Below are 11,929 nucleotides of genomic sequence, written 5' to 3' on the forward strand. Positions count from 1 at the left end.
CAGTCTGATGAAGAGTGGGGGTCTTTCTATCATATCGTGTAATGAATACTGCGGAAATCGCATGGATTTCATGCTTAGTCGTCCTAACTTCAAGTGCCAGATTGTATGTGCACTACTTTTTGGCCGGTAGCGCCATCATTTGTCTGCAAATAGGCGATAGGTTCAGTCCTGTAGACTGGTACATTGTCTTGGCCCGCTGCATCAGTGAGACAAGTGAGGGTGATGGCGTGACAGTACAAAACAGTACAATGTTGTCCATATCGGCCACATCGTATAGTAAGATCCAGGGGAATGCACTGCGTAGAGTGATCAGAACCTCAATGATCTCGGATTCCGATCTGGGCAGAATATTGACTGCAAACACCCCACCTGTATTCAATGCGCGAGCTGCATGCATGACAAATTCAGTGGAGAGCTGTGAATTGGCGGTTCCCTGTCTGGTACATATATCGGATACCAGAATGTCGAAACCACCCTGATTTATCTCGAGATATTTTTCTGCCGGCAACTGAAAAACTGTATGGCTTGATGGGATATGGAAATATTGTTTGGATATTTCAATTATTCTGGCGTCGATTTCGACTGATACCAACTCAATATCGGAAAATTGCGACAGAATGAACCTTTCAATCGAACCGGAACCCAGCCCTAGGTTGAGCAGATTGCTTGGTCGCGGCATAAACAGGAGTGAACAAAGCAGTGCCTGAATATAGGTGAGTACAGGAAGGGCCGGTTCCTTTAACAGCATGACTGATTGGATGGTACCGTCAGGAAACCGGATCCATCGTAAGTCACCATTCTGGCGTATATCCAAACCCTCTAAATCTGCCGTTCGATGATTAACCTGTTCTCCTGGTAGAGTCAGCAGATGCTCCATGTTCATGGTGTATTGCTCTATCTTGAGCATGGTTTTTTACTGTACAGATGTGTGTGGACCCTGCGAGGGCAGTGAGAGTTAACGTAGTGCCGGATGGCTAGCTGCTGATGTAACTGACCAATTGTTCGATCACGAATTGCTGTTCTTCAATGATCGCTTTTACCAGGTCGCCGATGGAGATGATGCCGACAAGCTCATTATCTTTCATTACTGGGAGATGACGAATGCGTTTTTCCGTCATGATCGCCATACACTCCTCTGTGGTTTGTTCAGGGTTGACCACCAGAACCTGGCTACTCATTATCTCTTTTACCCGGGTCTCTTTCGATGTACGTCCCTTCAGTATGATGTTGCGGGCATAATCGCGCTCGGAAAAGAGTCCGACTATCTTTTTGTCCTTCATAACGACCAGAGAACCGATCTCTTTATCGGCCATCGATTGCAAGGCTTCGAACACCGAGGCATTGGGATCGATGGTCTCGATATTGTAACCCTTGCGTTGTAAGAGCTGATTGACTGTTAACATACCGATGCCTCCTGTGGATTTTTCTCGTTAGTGCTCGTGCATAGTGTATGAGGTTGTCTACAAACCCCAAACTGACTTGGATTTCCCATAATAATAGATCATGAAGCCCCGAAAGAGGGAAATCAGTACTGCGTTCAGTGGGTAAATCGGGGTAAAATCAAGGCCATGAAATACAAAACAATTGAACAATTCGTTGGTAATACACCGCTGGTCAGACTTCAGCGTCTGCCCGGTGATGACAGTAATACTCTGCTTGTGAAACTGGAGGGGAACAATCCCGCCGGCTCGGTGAAAGACAGGGCTGCCGTCAGTATGATCAGCCATGCCGAGGCTCGTGGAGAGATCAAGCCCGGTGACACCCTGATCGAAGCTACAAGTGGAAATACAGGGATCGCACTGGCAATGGCGGCAGCAATCAAGGGTTATCGATTGATTTTGGTGATGCCTGAACATATGAGCCTGGAACGGCGTGCTGTGATGAAAGCATTCGGGGCTGAACTGCTATTGACCCCTAAAGAGGGCAGTATGGAGGCCGCTATCGACAAGGCAAGAGAACTGGAGGCTTCAGGTCGCGGATTGATTCTTGATCAGTTTTCCAATCAGGATAATCCCCAAGCCCATATTGAAGGTACCGGACCTGAGATCTGGCGGGATACAAACGGTGAAGTGACCCATTTTGTGAGTGCCATGGGTACTACAGGTACCATTATGGGTACCTCTGTCTATCTCAAACAGCAGAACCCTCAGATTGAAATCGTCGGTGTTCAGCCCATGGAAGGTTCGAATATACCGGGGATTCGCCGCTGGCCTGAGGCCTATTTGCCAAAAATCTACGATGCCTCGAGGGTTGATCGGATAATCGATGTTTCTCAAACGGATGCTGAAGAGACGACACGTCAATTGGCGGCCAAAGAGGGGATCTTCGCCGGTATCTCCTCCGGTGGAGCCGTTGCCGCTGCGCTGAAACTGGCCTCGGTGGTGGAGAATGCGGTGATTGTCTCCATAATCTGTGACCGGGGTGATCGCTACCTCTCCACCGACGTCTTTCCAGCAAGCTGAAATGGGGCGCAGACGCAGACGCCAACCGCTCCCTGTGGAGCCGGTCGAAGCCGAGATCGAATCCCTGACCCAAGATGGGAAAGGCGTGGCCCATATCGACGGCAAGGCGACATTCGTCTATGGATCGCTATCGGGTGAGCGGGTACGCTTTGTCTATACCGGACGTCGACGTAAATATGACGAGGGCAGGGTGGTTGAGGTCATCGAGCCCTCGCCACAGCGAACAGAGCCCCGCTGCAGTCAATTCGGCATTTGCGGTGGCTGTAGCCTCCAGCATCAACAGTCGGAAGCACAGGTTGCCAGCAAGCAGCAGGCAATGCTGGATGCCTTGAAGCATATCGGTAAAGTCGTGCCTGAGGAGGTAATGAGTCCCCTGGTTTGTGAGTCAGTCTGGGGTTATCGTCGCAAGGCCCGCTTGGGTGTGCGCTATGTGCCGAAGAAAGGCGGTACCTTGGTAGGCTTTCGCGAGCGGGGTTCATCCTTCGTTGCCGATATCGATCAATGCCATATTTTGCATCCCAGGGTAGGTCAACTGATACCGCAGCTTAGTGCATTGATTGATCAGTTATCGATACATGATCAAATCCCCCAGATCGAGATGGCCATGGGCGATGAGGAGTGCATTCTGATCTTTCGCATGCTGTCGCCACCTTCCGACGAAGACCTGATGAAGCTCGCGATATTTGCCCCCCAGCATTGTATTTCAATTTATATCCAGGAAGGCGGGCCTGAATCAATCCGCCCATTGGACTTTGAGCCTACAACGCTCAGCTATTCACTGCCCGAGTATGATCTCCAGCTCGATTTCCTGCCCAGTGACTTCACCCAGGTCAATACGGATATCAATCGACAAATGGTAAAGCGGGCGATCTCGCTGCTTGAATTACAACCCGATGACAGGGTATTGGATCTGTTTTGTGGATTGGGTAACTTCACCCTGCCATTGGCAAGCGCTGCAGGACAGGTCACCGGTGTTGAAGGTGACAGCGGGTTGGTCGTCAGGGGCAGAGAGAACGCACTGCGCAACGCAATCGATAATATCGAGTTCTATACTGCTAATCTCTATGAGACGTTGGACAACGAACCCTGGCTCATGCAACGTTTCAATAAGGTGTTGCTCGACCCACCCCGGAGTGGGGCGGTTGAGATACTCGAGCACTTACCCAAACTGGGCGCTGAACGCATTGTGTATGTCTCATGCTACCCGGGAACCCTGGCGCGGGATGCCGGTATACTGGTGCATGAACAGGGTTATCACCTGAAATGTGCCGGTGTCATGGATATGTTTCCGCATACCGCCCATGTGGAGTCAATAGCACTGTTCGAGAGATGCTGAGCCTGGCGCCAATTGATTTGCAGGTAAATAATATATGGCATTAGAAATAGAGCGTAAATATTTGGTGATAAACGATAAATGGCATGATGGCATTATCCAGAAATCGGTTATGAAACAGGGCTATCTTGCCAGCGTACCCAATGCCAGCGTGCGTGTGAGGGTATCGGGAGAAGAGGCTCGATTGACCATTAAAGGGAGAAGTGAAGGGATCAGCAGAAACGAGTATGAATACCCCATTCCTCTGCGGGATGCTGAAGAGATATTGAATAACCATGTTTCGGGGGCATTGATCGAAAAGATCCGTTATCAGGTCAAGTGCGGTGACCATGTCTGGGACCTCGATGTCTTTGATGGCGCCAATCGAGGCTTGATTGTGGCTGAGGTGGAACTGAGTTCAGAGGAAGAGGCTTTTAAAATGCCTGAATGGGCAGGTGAAGAGGTTTCATCGGATAGCCGCTATTACAATGCAAGTTTGGTCACACATCCCTATTGTGACTGGTAGGGGGGCGAATAGTGGGGTGGCGCCGGCTTAGCTTACTGCTGTTTGTTCCATTTTTCATCCATGCCTGCTCCACTTCCCATATCGACGATTCGATACGCATGGGCTTGGCATCGTCACCCATGAACCTCGATCCGCGCTATGCCACCGATGCCACATCAGAACGGATCAACAGACTCCTCTATCAACGCCTGGTGGCGTTCGATGAGCAGAGCATGCCCGTACCGGATATTGCTGATTGGCGGCGATTGTCTCCACGTCACTATCGATTTCGTCTGAATCCCGAAGCCGGTCGATTTTCCCATCAACGCAAATTGGATGCAGATGATGTCATTGCTACCTATCGATATGTACTGGATGCCAACAATGCATCACCGAAACGCTCAGGACTTGTGCTGATCGAGAGCCTGGCCAAGGTGGATGAATTGACTATCGATTTCAAGCTCTCCCGTGCAGACCCTTTGTTTCCCGCCTACCTGACTTTGGATATCCTGCCTGCGGATCTAATCACCGATGATCACGATTTCGCACATCAACCGGTTGGCAGTGGTCCTTTCTCTTTCCATTCATGGCCGGTGAGCGGAAAACTGTTGTTGGAGAGAAGAAGTGACAAGCGGATGTTCGAATTCGTGGAGGTAAAAAATCCGACGGTGAGGGTACTGAAGCTACTCCGGGGGGAGATAGATATGTTGCAGAATGATATCTCACCCGAGCTGATCGGGTACCTGGAGTCGCAATCCACAATAGAAATAGCGCAACGCCATGGCAGTAACTTTACCTATATCGGGTTCAATCTGCGGGATCCCCATACCGGTGACCCGAGGGTGCGTCTGGCAATCGCCCATGCTCTTGACCGGCAGGCAATCATCGAGCATGTCATGCACGGCGCCGCGCGTCAGGCAGAAGCACTCTTACCCCCAGAGCATTGGGCGGGCGCACCATCTCTGATGGCATATGAGTATGATCCGGAGAAGGCTACCACGCTCTTGAGTGATGCGGGTTACACTACCGCTGATCCGTTGCGCCTGGTCTATAAAACCTCCAGTGATCCCTATCGGATTCGGCTGGCAACAGTGATCCAGAGTCAACTCAAAGCGGTCGGCATCGAAGTTGAACTGCGTAGCTACGATTGGGGCACATTTTTCGGTGACATCAAAGGCGGGAACTTTCAGCTCTACAGTTTGAGCTGGGTCGGAATCCGCACACCGGATATATTCAGGTATGTCTTTGGCAGCGATTCTCTGCCCCCCACGGGCGCCAATCGCGGACGATATGCCAGCCATGCCGTCGACCGGTTGCTGCGGCAGGTTGAATCGGCTGATACCCTGGAGAGCCAGGCGGATCTCTACCATCGGATACAACAACAACTTCACCAGGATCTGCCTTATCTGCCGCTCTGGTACGAGGCGCAGGTGTCAGCCTCGAATCCAAGGGTCAGCGGCTATCGATTAATGACGGATGGCAACTATGACGGACTTGAACAGGTAAGGCTTCGGCAACCCGAGGAAACAAGCGATGCCCAGATTGCAGTTGCGCATTGAACTGTCTCAACAACGCCTGGTCTGCAGTGAGTCTGGCCGGATTATCAGATCCTATCCTGTCTCGACAGCGGTAAACGGTCCAGGCGAGTTGTATGGCAGTGGTTGTACGCCACGGGGAAGACATCGGATACGCCTGAAGATCGGAGACGGTTGTGAGGAAAACACGGTCTTTGTTGCACGACGCCCGACCGGCGAACAGTTCAGCCTGCAACTGGCCGCCTCAGAACCGGAGCGCGATTGGATCCTGACCCGTATCTTATGGCTGACCGGCATAGAAAAGGGAATAAACAGAGGCGGGGATGTGGATAGCCTGCGCAGGTTCATCTATATCCACGGTACCCCGGAAGACCAACCAATGGGAATGGTCGCCTCCCATGGCTGTATCAGGATGCGCAACCGGGACCTGATGGACCTGTTCGACCGGGTCGAGAATGGCACCCTGGTGGAGATCGTTGAATAGTGGGGGCGTTCCTAATCTCCCGCCTGTTGAGTGCGCTCGTCGTCATCATAGGCGTCGTCTGTCTGGTTTTCATGCTCATCCACCTGGTGCCGGGGGATCCTGTGGATGTCATGCTGGGCGAATCTGCGATACCGGCGGATCGTGAGGCGCTGCGAAGCAGCCTGGGACTCGATCGGCCGATAACGGTCCAGTTGACTGACTTTCTCAAAGGTGTCGCAGTGTTGGATTTGGGAGACTCTCTGCATACCAGGCAGCCTGTGTCCGAACTGCTTGCCAGCCATATACCCGCAACCCTGGAACTGGCCTTGGCGGCGCTTATCGTCACCCTGCTGACTGCAATACCCCTGGGGATTTTGGCCGCTGTGAATCGGGGAGGCATGGGTGATTGGGGCGCTATGGGTTTCTCCATGTTGGGTCTCTCGATTCCCAATTTCTGGCTTGGCCCGTTGCTCATACTCTGCTTCAGTCTGTGGCTGGGTTGGACACCGGTAAGCGGCCGAGAGGGCATAAGCAGCCTGATCCTGCCTGCAGTGACGCTGGGCACAGGATTTGCCGCCATCCTGGCACGCATGGTGCGCAGCAGCCTGTTGGAGGTGCTGGGGGAGGATTATGTTCGGACCGCACGGGCCAAGGGCCTGGATGAGACAAGGGTTATCTGGCGCCATGCCATGAGAAACGCATGGTTGCCGGTGATTACCCTGCTTGGCTTGCAACTCGGGGCGTTATTGGGTGGGGCCGTGGTCACCGAGGTGGTATTCGACTGGCCAGGTATCGGTTCCCTGATGATCGAATCCATTCAGAAGAGGGATTATCCGGTTGTGCAGGGTTGTGTACTGTTCATCAGTCTCGCCTATGTGCTTGTCAACACACTGACCGATATCCTGTATGGCCTGATAGATCCGCGCATACGCAGTGGAGGCAAGGCATGATACGGCGCTGGCTCCCCTATCTGTTGATCGCGCTCTGGGGCATTGCCGCGCTGATCGGTCCCTGGTTCAATGAACCGGCAAACCTGATCGATCTTGAAAAGATCCTCCAGCCTCCCTCTCTATCAGGCCTGCTCGGTTACGATGACCTCGGACGGCCTATTCTTATGCGTCTTGTGGCGGGCGCACAGACCTCATTTCTTGTGGCGGTTGGTGTGGTGGGGCTCTCTGCCATTATCGGCACTGCGATCGGTCTGTTGGCAGGTTATCAGGGGGGGTGGCTCGATCTGCTACTGATGAGGGTGATAGACGTATTTCTTGCCTTCCCGGGCATCCTGCTGGCGATTGCCCTGGCCGGTGTGATGGGACCGGGGATCGACAACCTGATCATAGCACTCTCGGCGGTGGGCTGGGTGGGGTATGCACGCCTCGCCCGCGGCCAGGTATTGTCATTGAAGACTCGGGATCATGTCACGGCAGCTGTCGCACTGGGTAGTTCCCAATGGACGATTCTGACAAGACATCTGCTACCGTTGCTGCTTGCCCCTTTGATCGTTGAGGCCACATTCGGCATGGCCGGGATGGTTATCGCTGAAGCGGGGCTCTCCTTTCTGGGTCTGGGGATTCAGCCGCCCTATGCCTCCTGGGGCAGTATGATCCGTGATGGTGCCGGTTACATGCTGATGGCGCCGCATATGGTGCTTGCGCCTGGCGTGACGATTATGTTGCTGGTGTTGTCACTCAACCTGCTGGGCGATCGTCTGCGAGACTATCTGGATAACCGTCTTGACTAGGGCCCAGGAATGTCTCTGTTACTGAACCAAAAAGGTGGTGAAGAACAGGGCCTTCAGTTCATTCTTTCCACTCAGCTCCTGCATAAGCTTGCCGAGGGTCGATAGGGCCTTTTTACGTAACGCCTCCTTACCACTCGGAGATTTGATACTCTTCCCATCCTGTTCCGACAGCAGTAGCAGTAAACTATGGCGAATGGCCGGGCCGTGAAGGTTGAGCTCATCGAGAAAAAGCTCATCATTGGTCATCAGCTGTACATCACAGCGGATATACTTTCCTCCACTCGCCAGATTGGCGACCAGGGATGGCTTGACCTGATAGTAGCTTATGACCGGTGCCGCCTCTTCGGTCTCTTGTTCTTTCTGATCCTCGTCTTCTGCCAGCAGCGGCAGGGCAACGAACATCATCAATGCTAGTAGTATTCTGAATGAAAGCATCTTTTTACCTACACACAATAGACTGGTTTCCTCTCCACCTATGTTTGCGGCATACTGACTGAATTATTGAGCGATATGGGTCCCGATATGGGAGAACTAGGTCTGTAATGTCGCTTGCCGTCTGTTTCAATAATCAGACACCGGAGATGCTGATTTACCACTTTTTTCAGAGTAATAATTCATTTGCATTGAGTGGGTTGCCGCATATCCCGCCGGCTGGGGTGTGCGCATGAGTCTGGGCCCTGTAATGCTTGATCTGGAAGGGACAGCCATCTCTGCGGATGAGACGCGACTGTTGAACCATCCTGCGGTGGGAGGCGTGATTCTCTTTACCCGAAACTTTGACTCCATTGACCAGCTGCAAACACTCTGCAGTCAGGTCCATAGCGCAAGAAATCCTCATCTCCTCATTGCGGTCGATCACGAAGGCGGACGCGTACAAAGATTCAGAGAGGGCTTTACCCCATTGCCTCCGGCCGCATGGTATGGCGATCAGTATCGGAAAAGTGCCGAGCAGGGACAGGAGTTGGCGCGACTCGGTGGCTGGTTGATGGCCTCCGAGCTGCGTGCCTGTGGTGTGGATTTCAGTTTTGCCCCGGTGCTCGATATTGGTTTAGGTATCAGTGAGGTGATCGGGGATCGGGCGTTTTCTTCACAACCCGCTATCGTTGCCCGCCTGGCTCAGGCGTGGATGCAGGGGGCACACCAGGCGGGAATGGCGGTTGTGGGCAAACATTTTCCCGGTCATGGTGGGGTGCAAGCCGATTCCCACCTGGCGTTGCCGGTTGATCAGCGTCGCTTCGAAGATCTGGAAATGGAGGATTTGCGTCCCTTTGAAACCATGATCCATGCCGGCATGGAAGCGATCATGCCGGCACATGTGGTTTATAGCCGTATCGATAAGGAACTGGCGGGTTTTTCATCATTCTGGCTAAACAAGGTGCTGCGTCAGCAATTGGGATTTCAGGGTGTGATCTTCAGTGATGACCTTAATATGGCGGCGGCCAAAGAGGCGGGCGGTTACGGAGATCGTGCTAAAGCTGCACTGTCTGCGGGCTGCGATATGGTTTTGGTATGCAACAATCGGCCGGCCGCCATCGAAGTACTGGACTGCTTAAAGGACTATAATGATCCCGCTGCCCATGTGCGGTTGGTGAGAATGCATGGTCGAAAACAGCAGACCATACAGCAGCTCCATCTTGAACCCCGCTGGAGGAGTGCCGTAAATCGCTTATCAGTGGCGCCGGAAGAGATCAGTCTCGATCTGCGCCTGGAATAGTAGAATAATTGAGTGCTTTGCGGGCGAACTTAGTGCTAACAGACCCGGTAACTACTTGGAATTGAATTCACAATGACAATCACTGCACAGCAGGCGGCCGAGGTTTTGGCTACTGCCGATCAGATATTCACACCCGCTGAAATTGAACAGACACTGGATCGTTTGGCGATGGAGATAACAGGCAAGCTGTCGGGTGAGGATCCGTTGGTGCTGTGCGTATTGAACGGGGCACTGATACCTACCGGACATCTTTTGACGCGCCTGAATTTTCCATTGCGGCATGACTATATTCATGCCACCCGATACAGGGGCGGCACCAGTGGCGCCTCTTTGGAGTGGATTGGCCGGCCCAGTACCTCATTGGAAGGTGAGACGGTATTAGTGGTGGATGATATTCTGGACGAGGGGGTCACCCTCTCGGCCATAGTGGAGGCCTGCCATAAGGCGCGGGCAAGGAGGGTGTATAGTGTAGTTTTGGTTGAAAAGGTGCATGATCGCGGGGTTGGCTTCGTAGCGGATTTCGTCGGAATGACGGTGGAAGACCGATATGTCTTTGGTTTTGGAATGGACTATATGGGATACCACAGAAACCTGCCGGGTATTTACGCAGTAGCAGGGAATTAGTATTTACCCTAATGCGTCATACCCTGACTCAAGGGTAATCCCGGGTGTTAATCATACTAAAAAAACTTGTAAAATTAAGCATCTACTGCCATTTTTAAATGAGTGGTACAAACTAGAAGGGTGTGCTGAACCCGGCGAAGATCGGGAAGCGCGTATTAGTTTTTTCGGCGTCACCTGTATTCATAAAAAAAGTACAGGGGCTACCGGACAATGAGGAGAGTGGAAGTGACTACAATTGAAAACCTGAAGGGCAGTCATACTGATATACAGGAAATCATCAGTGATCTCAGGGCCATGATGACGAAGGAGCAGTTGAGCATACGTCCCAACGCTATGACAACTCACAGAATGATCTGTGATCTTGCCGAAAAGATGAAGGTTCATATGTCAGAGCAGGACAGAGGTGTCTATCCGGATTTGTTGACCCATCATGACCCAAAGCTGAAATCGATGGCATGGGGTTTCCTGAACGGTCAAAAACCGATGAGAAAACAGTTCGAGCAGTATCATCACCGCTGGCTGAAAAACTGTGACTTTAATTTTACTGATGAGTTCATTGCCGATACGTTCGAGATCTTTGACATGATCGAAGACCGTATACAGCGCGAAGAGACAATCCTGATTCCAACACTGGAAAAGTCAGGGGTATTTGCCCGGGCAGTATAATTCATCAGGATATTAGGAGGAGATTGTTGAAGGGGTGACTTGTCGCCCCTTTTTTTATTTCAGCCATTGTGGTGGTACAGCTACGATCGTTACTGAACTCTCTTCTCATGGCATCCATTGTAAAGAAGCACTAAGATACCTCCCCGAATCAACCCCGATTCATATTGATTTTATCAACCCATCTGGAGGTAAATAGTGGGCGTACTTGTTGGCCGTGAGGCACCGGATTTTTTAGCAGCAGCAGTGCTTGGTGACGGCACTATTATCGATGAGTTTGATTTCAGACAGCGGATCAAAGATAAATATGCAGTCCTGTTTTTCTATCCGCTCGACTTTACTTTTGTCTGTCCTTCCGAGTTAATCGCTTTTGATCATCGTCTCAGCGAGTTTAAAAAGCGTAATGTCGAAGTGGTTGGTTGCTCCATCGATTCCCACTACACACACAATGCATGGCGCAATACACCTGTCAATGATGGTGGCATCGGGCCTGTAGGCTATCCACTTGTTGCCGATCTTAATCATGCAATTTGCAAGGCATATGATGTTGAAACCCCGGATGGAAAAGTCGCGTATCGCGGTTCATTTCTTATCGATAAAGAGGGGATCGTACGCCATCAGGTAGTTAATGATCTGCCTCTTGGACGCAATATCGATGAGATGTTGCGGATGATTGATGCACTACAATTCAATGAAACCCACGGCGAGGTTTGTCCGGCCGGTTGGAAAGAGGGTGATGCAGGCATGAAGGGAACCCCCGAAGGTGTTGCGGACTATCTGGCAGGGCATGCGGAAGGCCTGTAATCCAAAAAAACGGCAACGGCCGGTTCTGTATAACCGGCCCGAGTCTGAGCTGCAAGGTACGGTTTTTTTTACCTTCTCACTCGATGTACAATGCTGATTCTATCAA

Annotated in this window: 14 protein-coding genes; 11 read left to right on the forward strand and 3 right to left on the reverse strand. The window is 51.8% G+C overall.

Features of this window, described 5'->3' with window-relative positions:
• Positions 1-112: 112 nt before the first annotated feature.
• Positions 113-907 carry a methyltransferase gene (locus AB8516_RS02445; RefSeq protein ID WP_108289968.1) on the reverse strand — a complete coding sequence of 265 codons (795 nt, stop codon included), beginning with the start codon at positions 905-907 and terminating at the stop codon, positions 113-115.
• 67 nt (positions 908-974) lie between these two features.
• Positions 975-1,403 carry a CBS domain-containing protein gene (locus AB8516_RS02450; protein WP_369157723.1) on the reverse strand — a complete coding sequence of 143 codons (429 nt, stop codon included), beginning with the start codon at positions 1,401-1,403 and terminating at the stop codon, positions 975-977.
• A 165-nt stretch (positions 1,404-1,568) separates the two neighbouring features.
• Between AB8516_RS02450 and cysM the strand changes: the two genes are divergently transcribed.
• The 7 genes from cysM to AB8516_RS02485 are packed head-to-tail and all read left to right on the forward strand — an operon-like array spanning position 1,569 to position 8,018.
• The gene (cysM, locus tag AB8516_RS02455; protein WP_108289970.1) at positions 1,569-2,462 is read left to right on the forward strand and encodes a cysteine synthase CysM; all 894 of its coding nucleotides are present in this window, start codon (positions 1,569-1,571) and stop codon (positions 2,460-2,462) included.
• Between the two features lies 1 nt (position 2,463).
• Positions 2,464-3,798, forward strand: a complete 1,335-nt coding sequence (rlmD, locus tag AB8516_RS02460) for a 23S rRNA (uracil(1939)-C(5))-methyltransferase RlmD (protein ID WP_369157726.1) — start codon at positions 2,464-2,466, stop codon at positions 3,796-3,798.
• Between the two features lie 34 nt (positions 3,799-3,832).
• Positions 3,833-4,300: a CYTH domain-containing protein gene (locus AB8516_RS02465; protein ID WP_369157729.1), complete on the forward strand. Its 468-nt coding sequence runs from the start codon at positions 3,833-3,835 to the stop codon at positions 4,298-4,300.
• 11 nt (positions 4,301-4,311) lie between these two features.
• Positions 4,312-5,838, forward strand: a complete 1,527-nt coding sequence (locus AB8516_RS02470) for an ABC transporter substrate-binding protein (protein WP_369157732.1) — start codon at positions 4,312-4,314, stop codon at positions 5,836-5,838.
• On the forward strand, positions 5,813-6,298 hold the full coding sequence (locus AB8516_RS02475; RefSeq protein WP_369157734.1) for a L,D-transpeptidase family protein: 486 nt from the start codon (positions 5,813-5,815) through the stop codon (positions 6,296-6,298). The genes AB8516_RS02470 and AB8516_RS02475 overlap by 26 nt, the downstream gene beginning before the upstream one ends.
• Positions 6,298-7,227 (forward strand): nickel ABC transporter permease, encoded by a 930-nt coding sequence (gene nikB, locus AB8516_RS02480; RefSeq protein ID WP_369157736.1) that lies wholly within the window; start codon positions 6,298-6,300, stop codon positions 7,225-7,227. The genes AB8516_RS02475 and nikB overlap by 1 nt, the downstream gene beginning before the upstream one ends.
• The gene (locus AB8516_RS02485; RefSeq protein ID WP_369157738.1) at positions 7,224-8,018 is read left to right on the forward strand and encodes an ABC transporter permease; all 795 of its coding nucleotides are present in this window, start codon (positions 7,224-7,226) and stop codon (positions 8,016-8,018) included. The genes nikB and AB8516_RS02485 overlap by 4 nt, the downstream gene beginning before the upstream one ends.
• A gap of 18 nt (positions 8,019-8,036) precedes the next feature.
• Here the strand turns inward: AB8516_RS02485 and AB8516_RS02490 are convergent, their stop codons facing one another.
• The gene (locus tag AB8516_RS02490; protein WP_369157740.1) at positions 8,037-8,453 is read right to left on the reverse strand and encodes a flagellar basal body-associated FliL family protein; all 417 of its coding nucleotides are present in this window, start codon (positions 8,451-8,453) and stop codon (positions 8,037-8,039) included.
• 229 nt (positions 8,454-8,682) lie between these two features.
• Here AB8516_RS02490 and nagZ point away from each other — a divergent pair, with 229 nt between their 5' ends.
• The 4 genes from nagZ (at position 8,683) to AB8516_RS02510 (ending at position 11,823) form a co-directional block, all read left to right on the forward strand.
• Positions 8,683-9,732: a beta-N-acetylhexosaminidase gene (gene nagZ, locus AB8516_RS02495; RefSeq protein WP_369157742.1), complete on the forward strand. Its 1,050-nt coding sequence runs from the start codon at positions 8,683-8,685 to the stop codon at positions 9,730-9,732.
• Positions 9,733-9,804: 72 nt separating this feature from the next.
• Complete coding sequence (locus AB8516_RS02500) at positions 9,805-10,356, forward strand: hypoxanthine-guanine phosphoribosyltransferase (RefSeq protein WP_369157745.1); 552 nt, start codon at positions 9,805-9,807, stop codon at positions 10,354-10,356.
• Positions 10,357-10,581: 225 nt separating this feature from the next.
• Entirely contained in the window at positions 10,582-11,022 is a 441-nt protein-coding gene (locus AB8516_RS02505; RefSeq protein WP_369157748.1) for a hemerythrin domain-containing protein, read from the forward strand.
• A 195-nt stretch (positions 11,023-11,217) separates the two neighbouring features.
• A complete protein-coding gene (locus AB8516_RS02510) occupies positions 11,218-11,823 on the forward strand; it encodes a peroxiredoxin (protein ID WP_369157750.1) in 606 nt (201 codons plus the stop codon).
• The last annotated feature ends 106 nt before the right edge of the window (positions 11,824-11,929 follow it).

It is taken from the genome of Candidatus Thiodiazotropha sp. LNASS1, assembly GCF_964212655.1.
Taxonomy (GTDB): Bacteria; Pseudomonadota; Gammaproteobacteria; order Chromatiales; family Chromatiaceae; genus Thiodiazotropha.